Annotated in this window: 14 protein-coding genes; 6 read left to right on the forward strand and 8 right to left on the reverse strand. The window is 72.5% G+C overall.

Annotated features, from left to right (window positions below; genetic code table 11):
* Nucleotides 1–336 precede the first annotated feature (336 nt).
* Nucleotides 337–894: a hypothetical protein gene (locus ACIPAE_RS32580; RefSeq protein ID WP_366409872.1), complete on the forward strand. Its 558-nt coding sequence runs from the start codon at nucleotides 337–339 to the stop codon at nucleotides 892–894.
* A gap of 78 nt (nucleotides 895–972) precedes the next feature.
* On the opposite strand, the gene ACIPAE_RS32585 is transcribed toward ACIPAE_RS32580, so the two are convergent.
* On the reverse strand, nucleotides 973–3,405 hold the full coding sequence (locus tag ACIPAE_RS32585) for a PQQ-binding-like beta-propeller repeat protein (RefSeq protein WP_366409871.1): 2,433 nt from the start codon (nucleotides 3,403–3,405) through the stop codon (nucleotides 973–975).
* Nucleotides 3,406–3,646: 241 nt separating this feature from the next.
* Nucleotides 3,647–4,435: a VOC family protein gene (locus ACIPAE_RS32590; RefSeq protein WP_402450223.1), complete on the reverse strand. Its 789-nt coding sequence runs from the start codon at nucleotides 4,433–4,435 to the stop codon at nucleotides 3,647–3,649.
* 300 nt (nucleotides 4,436–4,735) lie between these two features.
* Between ACIPAE_RS32590 and ACIPAE_RS32595 the strand changes: the two genes are divergently transcribed.
* Complete coding sequence (locus tag ACIPAE_RS32595) at nucleotides 4,736–5,383, forward strand: TetR/AcrR family transcriptional regulator (protein ID WP_328465059.1); 648 nt, start codon at nucleotides 4,736–4,738, stop codon at nucleotides 5,381–5,383.
* Between the two features lie 386 nt (nucleotides 5,384–5,769).
* On the forward strand, nucleotides 5,770–6,939 hold the full coding sequence (locus ACIPAE_RS32600; RefSeq protein WP_402450225.1) for a flavin-containing monooxygenase: 1,170 nt from the start codon (nucleotides 5,770–5,772) through the stop codon (nucleotides 6,937–6,939).
* Between the two features lie 401 nt (nucleotides 6,940–7,340).
* Here the strand turns inward: ACIPAE_RS32600 and ACIPAE_RS32605 are convergent, their stop codons facing one another.
* Nucleotides 7,341–8,693 carry an MFS transporter gene (locus ACIPAE_RS32605; protein ID WP_402450228.1) on the reverse strand — a complete coding sequence of 451 codons (1,353 nt, stop codon included), beginning with the start codon at nucleotides 8,691–8,693 and terminating at the stop codon, nucleotides 7,341–7,343.
* 71 nt (nucleotides 8,694–8,764) lie between these two features.
* On the opposite strand from ACIPAE_RS32605, the gene ACIPAE_RS32610 reads away from it, so the two are divergent.
* Complete coding sequence (locus ACIPAE_RS32610; RefSeq protein ID WP_402450230.1) at nucleotides 8,765–9,796, forward strand: GlxA family transcriptional regulator; 1,032 nt, start codon at nucleotides 8,765–8,767, stop codon at nucleotides 9,794–9,796.
* Between the two features lie 38 nt (nucleotides 9,797–9,834).
* Here the strand turns inward: ACIPAE_RS32610 and ACIPAE_RS32615 are convergent, their stop codons facing one another.
* The 3 genes from ACIPAE_RS32615 to ACIPAE_RS32625 all read right to left on the reverse strand — a co-directional run bounded on the left by ACIPAE_RS32615 (nucleotide 9,835) and on the right by ACIPAE_RS32625 (nucleotide 11,590).
* Nucleotides 9,835–10,251: an ATP-binding protein gene (locus tag ACIPAE_RS32615; protein ID WP_328465065.1), complete on the reverse strand. Its 417-nt coding sequence runs from the start codon at nucleotides 10,249–10,251 to the stop codon at nucleotides 9,835–9,837.
* 356 nt (nucleotides 10,252–10,607) lie between these two features.
* Nucleotides 10,608–11,114: an O-acetyl-ADP-ribose deacetylase gene (locus ACIPAE_RS32620; protein WP_329368319.1), complete on the reverse strand. Its 507-nt coding sequence runs from the start codon at nucleotides 11,112–11,114 to the stop codon at nucleotides 10,608–10,610.
* Between the two features lie 86 nt (nucleotides 11,115–11,200).
* A complete protein-coding gene (locus ACIPAE_RS32625) occupies nucleotides 11,201–11,590 on the reverse strand; it encodes an STAS domain-containing protein (protein ID WP_402450412.1) in 390 nt (129 codons plus the stop codon).
* A 279-nt stretch (nucleotides 11,591–11,869) separates the two neighbouring features.
* On the opposite strand from ACIPAE_RS32625, the gene ACIPAE_RS32630 reads away from it, so the two are divergent.
* Both ACIPAE_RS32630 and ACIPAE_RS32635 read left to right on the forward strand, forming a co-directional pair.
* Complete coding sequence (locus ACIPAE_RS32630) at nucleotides 11,870–12,445, forward strand: sigma-70 family RNA polymerase sigma factor (RefSeq protein ID WP_329368317.1); 576 nt, start codon at nucleotides 11,870–11,872, stop codon at nucleotides 12,443–12,445.
* On the forward strand, nucleotides 12,442–13,995 hold the full coding sequence (locus tag ACIPAE_RS32635) for a hypothetical protein (protein WP_402450234.1): 1,554 nt from the start codon (nucleotides 12,442–12,444) through the stop codon (nucleotides 13,993–13,995). The genes ACIPAE_RS32630 and ACIPAE_RS32635 overlap by 4 nt, the downstream gene beginning before the upstream one ends.
* A gap of 75 nt (nucleotides 13,996–14,070) precedes the next feature.
* On the opposite strand, the gene purU is transcribed toward ACIPAE_RS32635, so the two are convergent.
* Both purU and ACIPAE_RS32645 read right to left on the reverse strand, forming a co-directional pair.
* The gene (gene purU / locus ACIPAE_RS32640) at nucleotides 14,071–14,940 is read right to left on the reverse strand and encodes a formyltetrahydrofolate deformylase (RefSeq protein WP_402450236.1); all 870 of its coding nucleotides are present in this window, start codon (nucleotides 14,938–14,940) and stop codon (nucleotides 14,071–14,073) included.
* Between the two features lie 116 nt (nucleotides 14,941–15,056).
* Nucleotides 15,057–15,494, reverse strand: coding sequence for a hypothetical protein (locus tag ACIPAE_RS32645; RefSeq protein WP_329368314.1), 438 nt, complete (start codon nucleotides 15,492–15,494; stop codon nucleotides 15,057–15,059).
* Nucleotides 15,495–15,500: the final 6 nt, after the last annotated feature.

The following is a 15,500-nucleotide window of genomic DNA, read 5'->3' on the forward strand; positions in this document are numbered from 1 at the left end:
CGGCCGCAGCGCGGAGGGGGCGCTGCGGCCGACCTGTGCGGTGCGGAGGGTGGGGGAGGTGCGCGGGGTGCGGGGGGTGCGGGGTGCGCGGGTGCGCGGGGATTCCGCACCCGCGGGTTGCCAGTGCAGCGGGTGGAACCGGTAGAGCGGGTGGGGCCGTGGAACCGATGAAGCCTCGGTCCCCGTAGGGGAGCCGGTAGGTGAGCCGGTGGGGTAAAAGTGCTGGTCAGCGCGGTGGTCACTCCCGCGCCCGCGCTCGCGTGGCAGTGCCGCGGCGCCCGGCGTAGCGTCGGCCACGTGGGGGCCGAGTGAGCGACACGAGGCGGTGGCACCCCGATGGTCCGCAACGTCATGGGGTCACTGCTCGCGCTCGCCGGAGCGACGGCCGCCGTCTGGTGCCCCTTCCGAGCCTGGTACGGCGGCCGTCACGGCTCCGACATCCGGGTCAACGACCTCTTCACGGGCGTCGGCGTCACCGATCATGACGCGGCTCTGCTCGGCTCCCTCTTCCTGCCGATGGGCTTCGCCGCGCTGCTCACGCTGCTGGGCGTGCTGGCGCGGTCATGGGCGGCGGTGGCGCTGGCCGGCTGCCTGGTGCTGGGCGTCACGGTGCTGTGGATGGTCCGGCAGGCGCAGTTCTCCGGGTCGCTGACCGCGGGCGGCGACGGGCTCGACACGGGCGTAGGTGTCGCGGTCGCGAGCGGGCTGCTGCTGTTCGCGGGGGCTTTCCTGCTCTCGGGGCTGCGCCGCCCGCGCTACGGCCGACCCGAACCCCTGCCGTCGGACGACGTCGACGAACCGCCGCAGGAGTCTCCTCCGCCCTACCCGCCGTCGCCGCCGCCGTACTCGAAGCGCTCCGAGCCGCTCTCCCCCGACGGTCCGGCGGAGCCCTGAACCACCGGTGCCCGGGGCCTACCGTCCGGGCCCGCCCCGCAGGGCCCTGCTCCCCGCTCCCCGCTCCCTGCTTCCCGCTCAGGCCCGGCGCGAGGTCGAGCCGGTGCCCTTCGCCGCGTCCAGGGCGTAGACGCAACGATCCTTGGAGCAGGCGTAGACCACACCGTCGGCGGTGACCGGTGATCCGGTGATCTCGCCACCGGTCTCCAGCCGCCACCGCAACTGGCCACCCTGCGCGTCCACCGTGTACAGGCAGTGGTCCTTCGAACCGAAGTGCACCCGCCCGTCCGCCACCGCGGGCGACCCGACGATCTCGCCCTGCGCGGCGAACCGCCAGCGCGGCGTCCCGCTCACGGCGTCCAGCGTGTACAGCGCGCTGCCCGCCCCGAGGTGGACCCCGCCGGCGGCGACCACCACCGGCTCCAGCGACTGCCGCGGCTCGGTGGCGACCCGCCAGCGGTCCCGGCCGTCCGCCGGGTCCAGCGCGTACACCGTGCCGAGGTGGTCGGTGACGTAGATCCCGCCGCCGGACGCGCCCAGGCCGGGTACATGCGCGGGGGGCGCGAACATCACGGCGGGCGCCTCGAAGTGCCATCGCTCCGCGCCGGTGCGCGCGTCGAGGGCCAGCACCCGGGTGCCGGCGGTCAGGTGGACGACGCCGTCGGCGACCACCGGCCGGGTCACCACCGACCCGGCCGCGCCGGGCTCCCCCACCGGATACGACCACAGCTCCGATCCGTTGAGCGCGTCCACCGCGTGCAGCAGGCCGCCGCCCTGGTAGAACACCGTCCGGTTCTCGATGGCGGGTCCGGCGTCCGGCGACTCGAACTCCGTCTGCGCTCCGGCCCGCTCCCACCGCAGCGTCCCCCGCTCGGCATCCCACGCCTGCACCACGCCGCCACGGGTGCCGGTGACGACGGTGCTCGCGTCGGCCTGCACGGCGTACACCCAGCCGTCGATCGGGGTACGCCACCGCTCGCCGCCGTCGGTCGCGCCCAACGCGAACAGGCTGGGCCCGTCCGACGCGTGGATACGGCCGCCGGCCACCGCCATCGTCCAGGCCACGTCCCTGGTCTTGAACTGCCGCCGCCCGCTGGCCACATCGAGTGCGTGTACCTCGAAGGACGTGACGTACAGCAGTCCGCTGTCCACCACGGGTGTGCCCCACACGTCGTTCGACATCCGGAACCGCCAGGGCCGCCACTCCCCCGGCGGGCCGGACGGACGCGGTACCGCGGCCACGGACGGCGGCGGGGCCTCCGCGGCCCGATGGGCGCCGCCCCGGGGGCGCACCCACTCGGTTCCCGGAACCGGTCCGGCCGTCGCCTTGAGGTCGGCCGCCCGCGCCAGCCGCAGCCCGGGCCCGATCGGCGCGGACCCGGCGAGTTGTACGGACGCGGCCGCGTGCTGGGGGGCGGGGCTGCGGGGCGGCTGCTGCGGGCGGGGCGGTGACACGGGCGGCGGCGGCACCAGGCCGGAGGGCTGCGGCGCGGGAGCCTGCGGCATGGGCGGCTGGGGTGCGGGCGCGGGGGCCGACGGCAGGGGGACCTGCGGGCCGGACACCTGTGCGCCGGGCTGGCGCGCGCTGCGGCCGCCGTTCTGCACCGGGCCGATCCGGCTGCGGTGGCGTTCCTCGATCAGGGCGACCGCGCCGGGGGGCAGCCAGGCCGACGCGGTGCCGGTGTCGTCGCCGCCGGAGGAGAACAGGTGCGGGGCGAGCTGCGCCTGCAGATCGGCCGGGGTGGGACGCTCCTCGGCCTTCATCCGCATGCACGACTCGATCAGCGGGCGCAATTCGTCGGGCAGACCGGCCAGGTCGGGGCCCTCGCGCAGCAGCATGAAGACGGTCTCGACCGGGTTGGCCCCATGGAACGGGGCATGGCCGGTCGAGGCGAAGACCAGGGTGGACCCGAGCGAGAAGATGTCGCTGGCGCCGCGCACGCTGCGGGAGTCACGGGCCTGCTCGGGCGACATGTAGGCGGGGGTGCCGACCGCGACGTTCGTCATCGTCAGCCGGGTGTTGGACACCCCGGAGGCGATGCCGAAGTCGATCACCCGCGGTCCGTCCTCGACCACCAGTACGTTCGACGGCTTCATGTCCCGGTGCACCAGGCCCGCGGCGTGGATCGACTGCAGGGCCTCGGCGATCCCGGCGGCGAGCCAGCGCACTCCCTGGGCGGGCAGCGGGCCGGACTCGTTGACGATCTCTTCCAGGGACGGCGCCGGGACGTAGGCGGTGGCGAGCCAGGGGACGGCGGCACGAGGGTCGGCGTCGACGACGGCGGCGGTGTAGAAGCCGGACACCGCACGGGCCGCCTCGACCTCACGGGTGAAGCGGACGCGGAAGAGCTGGTCCTCGGCGAGTTCCGCCCGCACGGTCTTGATCGCCACTCGCCGACCGGAGGCCGAGCGGGCGAGATAGACCAGCCCCATGCCGCCGGCGCCGAGCCGTCCCAGCACCTCGAAAGGGCCGATCCGTCTCGGGTCATGCTGCGTAAGCTGCTCCACCACTTGCCCTGCCACCTCCCCGTGCCCGCGTTGTCCGCGGCCGTTCCCCGTGCTGCGCGGCCCCGTCCGGCCGGTCGCTGGCTCCCGTGCCAGGGTACGGACCCGATTCTTCCTGGGAAGAGCGCCGGTTGCGAACCCGGGGCCGTCCCGACACGCCCGGAAAGCGAACTCGTTATCATCCGCTCCCCGGGGCCCGACGGCCATCCGCCGCGCCGGAACGGGTGTCAGAACGTGGCGTCCGGCCTCACTGACCGGGTATCGAGTCGGACCGGCGCGCGAGGTCGATCACGGCGAACCGCGCTCCCTGGTCGTCGGTGACGATGGCGGTGCGGCCGTACGGCGACTCCGCGGGGCCCACCAGCACCTGGCCGCCGAGCCGGCGGACCGTGGCGGCCGCGTCGTCGCAGTCACCGACCGCGAAGTAGACCTGGTACGCGGTGGGGGTGTCCTCCGCGGTGCCGTCCAGCTTCAGCCGGCCGAGCGAGGGGTCCTCGGCTCCGGGCACGGACCACACCTTGTAGTCGAAGTGAACGCCGTCGCCGACCTGCTGGGACTCGTATCCGAAGACGTCCTGGTAGAAGGCGTCCACGGCCTCGGCATCCCGCGTGTGGTTCTCCGACCAGGCGTAGGCGCCGGGCTTGTTGACCAGGTCGAAACCCTGGTGGCCGGCGGGCTGCCAGAGGCCGACGAAGGAGCCGCCCGGGTCGACGACCCCGGCCATCACTCCGCTGTCGCCGACCGCGTCCGGCCCGAAGGCCACCTGCCCGCCGGCCGCCCTGACCTTCTCGGCGGTCCGGGCCACGTCGGCGACCGCGAGGAAGACGCCCCAGGCGGTGGGCATCGACGGGTCCGCCTTCGGCATCAGGGCCGCGACCTTGACGCCGTCGCGCAGGGCCATCGTGTAGTGGCCGAACTCCTCCCCCTGGTCCTCGAAGGTCCAGCCGAGCAGTTCGCCGTAGAAGGTCCGGCCGACGGCGAGGTCGGGCAGTGCCACATCCGCCCAGCACGGGGCGCCTTCTCCGAATGCCGACATGACTCGATCCTCCCGTACCTTCACGATGGCCCGCGCCGTGTCCGCGACACGCTGTCATCGCCACCGTAACCAGTGATCTTCCCCACCACACCCGCTGGAATTCGAACATATGGTCAATTCTTCGAGTCGCCCGCTCCACGCCGCCGAATCACCCATTCGCCACATTTCACGCGCCGTCCCATGGGGCCGCCGGGACGGAAGAAAGCACCGTTGAACTGGTGGTTCGCCAAGCGGAAGGAGAGCGTCCCCGTTTGCACGCCGCCAAATCGCGCGCCGATCACGGGTCGGTAAACTGACGGCATGACAGGACAAGTTCGCACCGTCGACGGCCGTGTTGCGGGCCGCCGCGGGCAGGCAACGCGGCAGAAGCTGCTGGACTGCCTCGGCGAGATGCTCAGCACGTCGCCGTACCGGGATGTCAAGGTGATTGACGTCGCCCGGATGGCGGGCACCTCCCCCGCAACGTTCTATCAGTACTTCCCCGACGTCGAGGGCGCCGTCCTTGAACTCGCCGATGAGATGGCCAAAGAGGGGGCGAGCCTGACCGAACTGGTCGCGGGCCGCTCCTGGGTCGGCAAGTCCGGCGCGCTCGCCGCAGACCAACTCGTGGACGGCTTCCTGTCCTTCTGGCGCAGGAACGACGCCATCCTGCGCGTGATCGACCTCGGCGCCGCCGAAGGCGACAAGCGCTTCAACAGAATCCGCACCCGCATCCTCAACTCCGTGACGGGCTCACTCACCGAGTCCATCAAGGACCTTCAGAGCAAGGGCAAGGTCGACAAGCAGGTCAGCGCGCCGGCCGTGGCCGGTTCGCTGGTGGCCATGCTGGCTGCGGTCGCCGCCCACCAGAAAGGTTTCACCGGGTCCGGCGTCAAGCAGGCCGACCTGAAGCCGAACCTGGCGCTGCTCGTCCACCTCGGGGTCACCGGGAAGAAACCACCGAAGTAGCGACCGTCCCAACACCCTTCACCCGCAGGGCCGTTCGGCCCCGCACTCGCCAGTCCTGCCGCAACACCACGCCTCGACGCGGGCGCCACAAGGTCTCGGGGGAGACCGCCGGCGCCCGCTTCGCTGCGTTTCCGGGCAGACGGGCAACGCGAGCGGCGCACCGCCGGCGGCGGCGAGGCGCTGCGGGCGACCGGCCATCGGTATCGGCCGACAACCGGTTGCCTGTGGGCGGCAAGTGGCGGACCGTGACCGGCAAGTGGGCAGCCCGCAACGGCCCATGCCGCTCGACCGGCATGGGGGGTTACGCTCGCACCCGCCCGTCGGAATACCTTCCGGCTACCACCACCTTGCTCGCGACAGACGTATTCAGGCTCAGGAGTGCCCCCATGGCCGACCCCACGACCGCCACCGACCGGGTCCCCCCGCCCACCGCAGCTCCCGACGCCATCGTCATCGGCGCCGGCCCCGGCGGACTGGCCGCGGCCGCGGCACTGCGGGAGCGGGGACTCAGGCCACTCGTGGTGGAGCGCGCGGAACACGTGGGAGCGTCTTGGCGCGGCCACTACGACCGGCTGCATCTGCACACCACGCGGCGGTTGTCGGCGCTGCCGGGACTGCCCATTCCGCGCCGGTTCGGCCGATGGGTCAGCAGGGACGACGTGGTGCGCTACCTCGAGAAGTACGCCGAATACCACGAACTCGAAATCGCCACCGGCATCGAGGTGGGACGAGTGGAACGGAAGGGCGCGGGCTGGGAACTGCCCGCGACCGGAGGCCGGGTGCTCTCCTCCGCCGTGGTCGTGGTGGCGACCGGCCACAACCACAGTCCGTACATACCCGACTGGCCGGGACGAAACACCTTCTCCGGCGATCTTCTGCACGCGGCCCGCTACCGCAACGCCGTCCCCTATAACGGGCGGGACGTCCTCGTGGTCGGCGCGGGCAACACCGGTGCGGAGATCGCCGTCGACCTGATGGAGGGCGGCGCCTCGCGAGTACGCCTCGCGGTGCGGACGCCCCCGCATATCCTGCGCCGTTCGACGCTCGGCTGGCCCGCGCAGGCAAGCGGGATCGTCTGCCGCCGACTGCCGACGCGGCTGGTGGACCGCGTCGCGCCGTACATCGAACGGGCCGGCGTACCGGACCTGTCCGCGTACGGCCTGCCCCGCCCCGAGACCGGCTTGTACTCGCGCGTGCTGGACGGCGCGATTCCGGTGCAGGACGTCGGCCTGATCGCGGCCGTCCGCTCGCGCCGGGTCGAACCCGTCGCCGCCGTCGCCGAGTTCGACGGAGACAAGGTGCGCCTCGCCGACGGCTCCGAGATCAGCCCGGAAGCGGTGATCACCGCGACCGGCTACCGGCGGGGCCTCGAACCGCTCGTGGGCCACCTCGGCGTGCTCGACGGCCGCGGCCGCCCGGTGGTGCACGGAGCCAGGACGCCCGCGAGCGCGCCCGGGCTGTACTTCACCGGGTTCACCAATCCGATCAGCGGGATGTTCCGCGAAATGGCGATCGACGCGCGCCGCATCGCGCGCGCGGCCGCCCGCGCGCGGTAGAGCGGTACGCGGAAGCCGACCGGCGCGGGCGCGGGCGAGGCCTGCCTCGGGCGGTGAGCGGCGGGCGGCGGGCGGCGGGCGGCGGGCGGCGGGCGGCGGGCGGTGAACGGCGGTGCAACGCCCCCGTCACCGCGGCTCGTTCGATCCGCACCGCTCGTTCCCTGCGAGCCGCCCGCCCCGGCCGTTGCGCACGCGCACGGCCCTTTCTCCACGGCGATCCACGCGAACTGTTCCGCGCGTGCCGCCTCGTTCACCGCGAATCGTTCTCAACGGGCCGTACGGACCGCTCTGCCAGGGCCGATCCGGGCGAGAGCGGCGCCCACCGCCCGCTCCGGCCGGTCCCGTTCACCCGGGCGAGTGAACTCCACTCGAATCGGAACTAGCACAGACATTCGGGGCGTTCATCCAGTAACCGCCATCACGGGCGCGGCGACCGGCCGATGGCGGACGACCAGGGACATCAGCGCGGCCACCGCGCACAACGCACCGGAGGTGTACCAGACGACGTCATAGGAACCGAGCGCGTCACGCGCCACCCCGCCGAGGTAGGCGACCAGGGCCGCACCGATCTGGTGGGCCGCGAGCACCCAGCCGAAGACGATCGCGCTGCTCTCGCCGTAGTGCTCACGGCACAGCGCGATGGTCGGCGGCACCGTCGCCACCCAGTCGAGGCCGTAGAAGACGATGAACAGCACCATCGAGGGGTGGATGCTGTCCGAGAAGAGCATCGGGAGGAACATCAGCGAGAGTCCGCGCAGTCCGTAGTAGATCGCGAGCAGCCGCCTCGGCGACAGGCGGTCGGTGAACCATCCGGAGGCCACCGTGCCCGCGATGTCGAACACCCCGATGACGGCGAGCAGGGACGCCGCGGTCGTCACCGGGAGCCCGTGGTCGTGCGCGGCGGGCACGAAGTGGGTCTTCACCAGACCGTTGGTCGACGCACCGCAGATCGCGAAGCTGCCGGCCAGCAGCCAGAAGGTACCGCCGCGTGCCGCCTGGAGAAGAGCCCGCAGCGCACGACCGGCCGCCCCTCTGACCGGCGGGGGCTTGGGCGTGAACTCCGCCGCGCCGTAGGGGGCCATACCGACGTCCGCGGGGTGGTCGCGCAACAGCAGCCAGACGAAGGGCACGACGGCGAGTGCCGCGAACGCGACCGTCGCGGCGGCAGGACGCCAGCCGTGATGTTCGGTGATCCATGAAAGGAGAGGGAGGAAGACCAACTGCCCGGCGGCGCCACCGGCGGTGAGGATGCCGGTGACCAGGCCGCGGCGGGCGACGAACCAGCGGTTGGCGACGGTCGCGGCGAACGCGAGCGCCATCGAACCGCTGCCCAGACCCACCAAGACGCCCCAGCAGAGCACCAGTTGCCAGACCTGGGTCATGTAGACGGTGAGTCCGGCGCCGAGTGCGATCGTCAGCAACGCGCAGGCGACGACGCGCCGGATGCCGAAGCGGTCCATCAGCGCGGCGGCGAACGGCGCCGTCAGCCCGTACAGCGCGAGGTTGATGGAGACGGCGAAACCGATCATCGCGCGCGACCAGCCGAACTCGCTGTGCAGCGGGTCGATCAGAAGTCCGGGAAGGGAGGCGAATGCGGCAGATCCGATGATGGTCACGAACGTGACGGCGGCAACCGCCCAGGCGCGGTGCGGGCGCGGGTGCCGGCGCGTCCCGGTGGCGTCGCCGGGTGTGGCGGAGCCGGTGGGCGCGGCTGGGCCGTCGGCGGGCGCGGGAGTGCGAGATGTCTGCGTCACGGTGCTCAGTCTCCGAGGAGAGTTCCCCGGTGACGAGTGGCCCGAGGGCCATGGTGTGAAAGAATCGGGCCATGGCAGATTCTCGGATTCCCCCGCGGGCCCGGGTGTTCGGCGGCGGTGGGCGGCACCGGGTGGCGGTGTTCGTGCTCGACGGGGTGATCCCGTTCGAACTCGGCATCCCGCTGCGGATTTTCGGGGCCGCGAGGAGCCAGGAGCGGGAAGAGGGCGGCCCCGCGCTGTACGAGGTGGTGACGTGCAGCGTGCGCCCGGGTCCGGTGCGGACGGACGCGGACTTCACGATCACGGTCGAGCACGGCATGGAAGCGCTGGCCGAGGCGGACACGGTGGTGGTGCCCGCGTCACACGAGATGGAGGACGTCTACGAGGAGGGTCGGCTCAGCGCGGAGCTGAGGGCGGCGTTCGACGCGATCCGGCCGGGTACGCGGGTGGTGTCGATCTGCACGGGATCGTTCCTGCTGGCGGCGGCGGGGTTGCTGGACGGGCGGCCGGCGACCACGCACTGGCGCAGCGCGGACCACTTCCAACGGCTCTTCCCGCGGGTGCGGGTGGACCCGGACGTGCTGTATGTGGACGACGGCGACGTGCTCACCTCGGCGGGGGTGGCGGCGGGGATCGACGTGTGTCTGCACATCGTGCGGCGGGACTTCGGCACCGCGGTGGCGAACGGGGTGGCCCGCCGGACGGTGGTGCCGCCGCATCGGGAGGGCGGTCAGGCGCAGTACGTCCGGCGGCCGCTGCCCGAGCCGCAGTTGGCGGGCACCGAGCGGGCCAGGGCGTGGGCGTTGGAGCGGCTGGAGCAGCCGGTGACGTTGCGGCAGCTCGCGGAGCGGGAGGCGATGAGCGTACGGACGTTCACGCGGCGGTTCCGGGAGGAGGTGGGGCTGAGTCCGGGGCAGTGGCTGACGCAGCAGCGGATCGAGCGGGCGCGGCAGTTGCTGGAGTCGACCGATCTCGGGGTGGACCAGATCGCGCGGGAGGCGGGGTTCGGTACGGGTGCCTCGCTGCGGCAGCACATCCAGAGCGCGCTGGGTGTGTCACCGACGGTGTACCGGCGGACGTTCCAGACGTCGGCGCGCGGTTAGGGCGCGGCCGGCCCGGCGGTCCGGATGAGGCGAAAGGGTCAGGTCAGGACCGCGGTGGCCGCGCCTCGGTCGACCTCGCACCAGATCTGCTTGCCCGCGCCTTCCGGGTGCCAGCCCCAGCGGTCGGCGAGGCCGTCGACCAGTTCCAGGCCGCGGCCACCGGTCTCGTCACGGTTGGCATGGCGCGGGGCGGGCGGCAGGACGCTGGCGTCGGCGACCTCGACCCGTACCGGAGCGGCCGGCGCGGCAGGGAAGAGCATGCGCAGCACGGCCGGACAGCCGGTGTGTACGACGGCGTTGGTGACGAGTTCGGAGATGAGCAGGAGCAGCGTCTCGGCGACCGGTTCGTCGGCTCCTATCCCGGAACCCACCAGTCGCGACCTCGCCCAGCGGCGGGCGCGTCCGACCTCCGCCGGGTCGACACCGACCTCCAGTTGCATCTGAAGCATCTGCACTGCTCACACCATCCGAACCGGCTGACCCGACGTCTCACGCCTGCCCGTCACCGTATGTGACACAGACGTCACATAGCCTGGTCGACCGACTGGTACTCCAACAAGCGCTTCGGGCATATTCCCTCGCAACGGAGCGGGCGTACCGCATACTGTGCGCCGCGTCCGGTCAGGGATCGCGCAGCCAGGCACGGAACCGCTTCGGACCAGCCGAGCGGCTCCCTGGGGAAGCCTGGAACGTACGCGCACCCGATGGAGCGTACCTGAGGACCACCCCGACTCCACCGCGTAACAAGTCACGCATCGGACACAACCCGCCGCGGACGCTCCGTGACCACGCCGAGCACCCCGCAAGTGGTTTACCCGTAAGCCGTAAATGCCTCATAAGCGACATCGTCGAAGAGGACGAAGCGCACCTCCGTGACGGAGGTGGAGGCCGCGCGCACGGTCTGTACGGCGATGCGGGCGCCGTCGTCGATCGGCCAGCCGTAGACGCCGGTCGAGATGGCGGGGAAGGCGACGGTGGCGGCGCCCAGTTCGTCGGCTACGCGCAGCGACTCCCGGTAGCAGGAAGCGAGGAGTTCGGAACGGTCCTCCCCCGCCCGCCAGACCGGGCCGACGGTGTGGATGACCCAATGTGCCGGCAGCCGCCCCGCGGTGGTGGCGACGGCCTGGCCGGTGGGCAGCCCGCGACCGTAGTGCGACGCCCGCAGGTCGCGGCAGGCGGAGAGGATCTCGGGGCCGCCCTTGCGGTGGATGGCGCCGTCCACGCCGCCACCGCCGAGCAGGGAGGAGTTCGCGGCGTTGACCACCGCGTCGACCGGTTCCTCGGTGATGTCGCCGCGCACGAAGGTGAGAAGGGTCATGGGGCCATTCTCGGTCACCCCGCGCCGGCCACGTACGGGACAACGCGGGCCCGGCGTTGCGGGCGCCCGCCCGCGAAGCGCTGCGCTCAGGCGGACAGCGGCCTGGCGGTGTCGTCGGTGGCCGCGTCCAGGTCCGGGTAGACCTCGAAAAGCCGGCGCACCCCGAGCGCGGCCAGTACCCGGTTGACGTGCGCTTCCCCGCCGTGGCCGGCGATCTGCCCGGACGCCCCGGACGAGCCGGATGATCCGGACGAGCCTGACGACCCGTGCGGCGCACCCTCGTCGTCCTCCCGAGGCAGCACGATCCGCAGCCGCCCCGCGCAGGACCGCATCAGCCGTCGGGCGCCGATCAGCACGCCCACCCCGCTGGAGTCGCAGAACCGCACCCCGGCGAGGTCGAGCACCAGGCTGCGCCGCCCGTCGGCGACCGCTTCATGCACCTTCTGCCGGACCGCGGGCGAGGAGATCAGGTCCATCTCCCCCGCGACCGTGACCACCGCCCAGCCGTCCCGCTCGGCCTGGGTCACCAGCACCGGTTCCCACCTCGCCTCGCCGTCGACTTGGATTCTCCCGTCCTACGACCCTATGCCCGCTCCCGGTCGCAACCCCGCAATCTTCTGGTCACACCCGCATAACAGACCGACAGAAGCGGTCGCATCCGGTGTCAGGTTGGTGCAAAGCCGCGTACACCCTCATGGGTGCCCGGTAACGTCGGGGACGCAGGCACGGGCCGGACGACGCAAGGGGGCCGGGAGATGGCGACACCCGCACCGCCGCGCTGGGACCGCAAGATGCAGCAGCGGCTGGCGCGGGGCGAGGAGGCGGCACTCGGTGAGCTGTACGACCGCTACGCCTCCCTGGTCCACGGTCTCGCGCACCGGGTGACCGACGACGACGACGCGGCGGACCAGATCACCCGCGAAGTGTTCGGCTACGTCTGGGAGAACCCGGACGCCTACGAGCCGAAGTACGGTTCGCTGCGGTCGTGGATCGCCGCGCTCACCCAGCGGCACGCGGTGCACCGGTTGCGCCAGTACGCGAACCGCGGCCGGACCAACCCCGACGTGCTGGAGGCACGCGTGCGCGAGGCCAACACCGCGGCGCGCGCCGACTTCATCGTGACATCGATGCCGGCTCCGCTGCGCGCCGCCCTCGAACTCGCCTACCGGGAACGGCTGGACTACCGCGCCGCGGCGGCCGATCTCGGGGTCAGCGAGGACGAGGCCCGCCGCAGGCTGCGGTTGGGCCTGCAACTGCTGTCCACCGCGATGGAGCCCGACGAGCAGGCCGAGGCGTCGTTCGAGCAGAACACCAAGCGAGGCGAGCGGTGAGCGGCCCGACGTACCACAACGGCGACGGCCCGTCCGACGACGGCCGAGGAGACGGGCGCCGTGCCCGCGTCCCCGCCCAGCGCGAACAGCACGACGCGCCCGATGACGTGCCCTTCGGCTCCTTCGGCCCGCAGTCGCCCGGCCCCGGTACGCCTGCCGGGCCCACCACCGGCTCCCCGGCCGAAACCGCGCCTGCCGCCCTCGGCGCGCCGCGGCCGACCGGCTCCTCCGGCTCCTCCGAGTCCCCCGAGTCCCCCGTATCTCCCGAACCGACCGAACCGACCGACGGGGCGGACCCGCCTGTGCCGCACCAGCCCCACCTGCCCCGCGTCAGCTCGGCGACGGCCTCGGCCGTGACCACCGTCCGCGTGCCGCCGTACGACCACGGCACCCTCAAGTCGCTGCTGGGTGCCTGGGCACTGGCGGCCTGCTCCCGCGACGAGACCCTCGCCGTCGAGGTGCACCTCACGGACTGCGCGAGCTGCGCCGAGGAGGCGCTGCGGCTGCGCGACGCGGTCGGCCTGCTGCACCAGGAGGACTCGCTGGACCTCGACCCGCTGCTGCGGGCGCGGGTGCTCGAAGGGTGCCTCGGGCGGCGTCCGGCGCGCATCCCGGTACCGGAGTGGGCCGGGCCCTACGACGCGGAGGCCGCCCGGCTGGACGCGCTGCTGCGCGATCTGGGTGACGGCTACTGGAGCGCGCCGGTGCGGTTGCAGTGGTTCGACGGCGCCCCGGTGACACGGGAGTTCACCGTCGGACAGGTCATCGCCCACCTGATCGCCGTCGACGGCCTGGTCGGCCGGGCCCTCGGGCTGCCGCAGCAGAGCATCGAGACGGCGGCCGACGACGCCACCGAACGCTACGGTCTCGACCGGCCGCGGCCGGTACGCCTGAGCCATGCCGCCGAGGAGATCGAGTTGCCGCGCTCACCCGCGGCGCGCACGGCGGCGCACTGGGCCGCTCACCAGGACCTGCCGGGCGCGACGCTCCGCCTGCTGTGGCGCGAGCAGAGCCACCGGCTGGTGCGGACGATCGCGTTCGCGGGCGAGGGGGTCGCGGGCCTCCCGGTGGACCACGGCGACTTCGAACTGCCCTTCCAGGACGCGTTCGTGGACCGCGCCTTCGCGTGCTGGACGCACGCCACGGACATCGCCGAGGCGGTGGACTACCCGTACGACACGCCCGCCGAGGGCCACATGCGGCAGATCGTCGGGCTGACCGCCGGCAAGCTGACCCGGGCGCTCGCCGCACGGCGCCGGGCCGGGCTGGCCACGTCGCCGGCACGGCTGGTGGCCGCGGGCTCGCCCGGGCGTTCGCTCAAGCTGGAGATCGAGGGCGACGGTGGCGGCGAGTGGCTGCTGGCGCTCGACTCGCCGGGCGCGGTGGCCTCGCCCGACCACCAGGTGGCGCATGTGGCGATGGACAGCCTGGAGTTCTGCCAGCTCGCCACGGGGCACGTGGTGCCGGAGCGCGTGGCGGCGGGCAAGGCCGGTGACCGGGCGGCGATCCGGGACGTGCTGTACGCGACCGCGGCGCTGTCCCGGCTCTGAGGTCGCCTCGCCCCGAAGACGTGCGGGCCTGAGGAGTTGCGGGCCCCGCCCCCGCCACCTGTTACCCGCCAGCCGCTACCCGAACACCACGGTCCGGCCGCCGTTGAGCAGCACCCGGTGCTCGCTGTGCCACTTCACCGCCCGCGCCAGCGCCTGGCACTCCACGTCCCGGCCGATCGCGACGAGTTGCTCCGGGGTGACCCCGTGGCCGACCCGCTCGACCTCCTGCTCGATGATCGGGCCCTCGTCGAGATCCGCCGTCACGTAGTGCGCGGTCGCGCCGATCAGCTTCACGCCGCGGTCATGCGCCTGGTGATACGGCTTGGCGCCCTTGAAGCTCGGCAGGAAGGAGTGGTGGATGTTGATGATCCGGCCGGACAGCTTCCGGCACAGGTCGTCCGAGAGGACCTGCATGTAGCGGGCGAGCACCACCAGTTCGACGTTCTCCGCCGCCACGATCTCCAGCAGCCGCGCCTCGGCGTCGGACTTGGTGTCCTTGGTGACCGGGATGTGGTGGAAGGGCACGTGGTAGGACTCGACGAGGGCGCGGAAGTCGGTGTGGTTGGAGACCACGGCGGCGACCTCGACCGGCAGCGCGCCGGTGCTGGCGCGGAAGAGCAGGTCGTTGAGGCAGTGGCCGAACCTGCTGACCATCAGCACGATCCGCATCCGCTCCGCGGACGGGTGGATGTGCCAGTCCATGTGGTAGGCGTCGCCCACCGCGGCGAAGCTGGCCCGCAGCTTGTCGACGGTCACCTCGGACTCGGCGGAGAAGTGCACCCGCATGAAGAACAGCCCGGTGCCCTGGTCGCCGAACTGCTGGCTGTCGACGATGTTGCACCCGGTCATGAAGAGGTAGCTGGAGACCGCGTGCACGATGCCCTGCTTGTCGGGGCACGACAGCGTGAGGACGTACTGCGGGGGCTGCGACTGCTGTTCGTTCACAGGCGCCAGCCTGGCACAAGCAGGCAGCCGAGGGCGCGGGTGTCCGGCACACGGACCCGATCACGCCGCCACGACCGCGTGGTCACGCGTGCACGTGGTCACGACACTCGCCGGGGTCACGCCGTCCGGTTGTAGATCGCCAGCACCTCGAGCGAGCGCGGCGGGACGTCCGGGTCCTCGCCGTCGGCCGACGCCATCCGCACGTGCGCCTCGCGGGCCGCGTGCACCGCCTCCGGCCAGGCCGAGTGGTCGAGGTAGGCGACCGCGGGGGCGTCGGCGCCCACCTGGTGCAGGATCTTCAGCACGCGCAGCACGGCCACGTCGACCAGCGCCGCCTCCTGCGCGTCGCGGAAGATGGTGCCGACGTACTTCTCGGCGGACCAGTTGTCGAGCCAGGTGTCCTCGACCAGGCGGTAGACGGCGTCGGTGACATCGCCGTATCCCTCGCGGCCGGTCCGCCACACCTCCATCTGGAAGACGGGGTCGCTGATCATGTGCAGCGCGGAGCGCACATTGCTGCGCCAGCGCCACCACGGCATGTCATTGAGGGGCATGCCACC

The sequence above is a fragment of the Streptomyces sp. NPDC087270 genome (assembly GCF_044744625.1).
Classification (GTDB): Bacteria; Actinomycetota; Actinomycetes; order Streptomycetales; family Streptomycetaceae; genus Actinacidiphila.

What these genes read in the sequence shown, in the direction of transcription:
- ACIPAE_RS32580 (WP_366409872.1), top strand. Translation starts at nt 337, where the DNA reads ATGGTCCGCAACGTCATGGGGTCACTGCTCGCGCTCGCCGGAGCGACG.
- ACIPAE_RS32590 (WP_402450223.1), bottom strand. Translation starts at nt 4,435, where the DNA reads ATGTCGGCATTCGGAGAAGGCGCCCCGTGCTGGGCGGATGTGGCACTG.
- ACIPAE_RS32595 (WP_328465059.1), top strand. Translation starts at nt 4,736, where the DNA reads ATGACAGGACAAGTTCGCACCGTCGACGGCCGTGTTGCGGGCCGCCGC.
- ACIPAE_RS32600 (WP_402450225.1), top strand. Translation starts at nt 5,770, where the DNA reads ATGGCCGACCCCACGACCGCCACCGACCGGGTCCCCCCGCCCACCGCA.
- ACIPAE_RS32610 (WP_402450230.1), top strand. Translation starts at nt 8,765, where the DNA reads ATGGCAGATTCTCGGATTCCCCCGCGGGCCCGGGTGTTCGGCGGCGGT.
- ACIPAE_RS32620 (WP_329368319.1), bottom strand. Translation starts at nt 11,114, where the DNA reads ATGACCCTTCTCACCTTCGTGCGCGGCGACATCACCGAGGAACCGGTC.
- ACIPAE_RS32625 (WP_402450412.1), bottom strand. Translation starts at nt 11,590, where the DNA reads ATGGACCTGATCTCCTCGCCCGCGGTCCGGCAGAAGGTGCATGAAGCG.
- ACIPAE_RS32630 (WP_329368317.1), top strand. Translation starts at nt 11,870, where the DNA reads ATGGCGACACCCGCACCGCCGCGCTGGGACCGCAAGATGCAGCAGCGG.
- ACIPAE_RS32645 (WP_329368314.1), bottom strand. Translation starts at nt 15,494, where the DNA reads ATGCCCCTCAATGACATGCCGTGGTGGCGCTGGCGCAGCAATGTGCGC.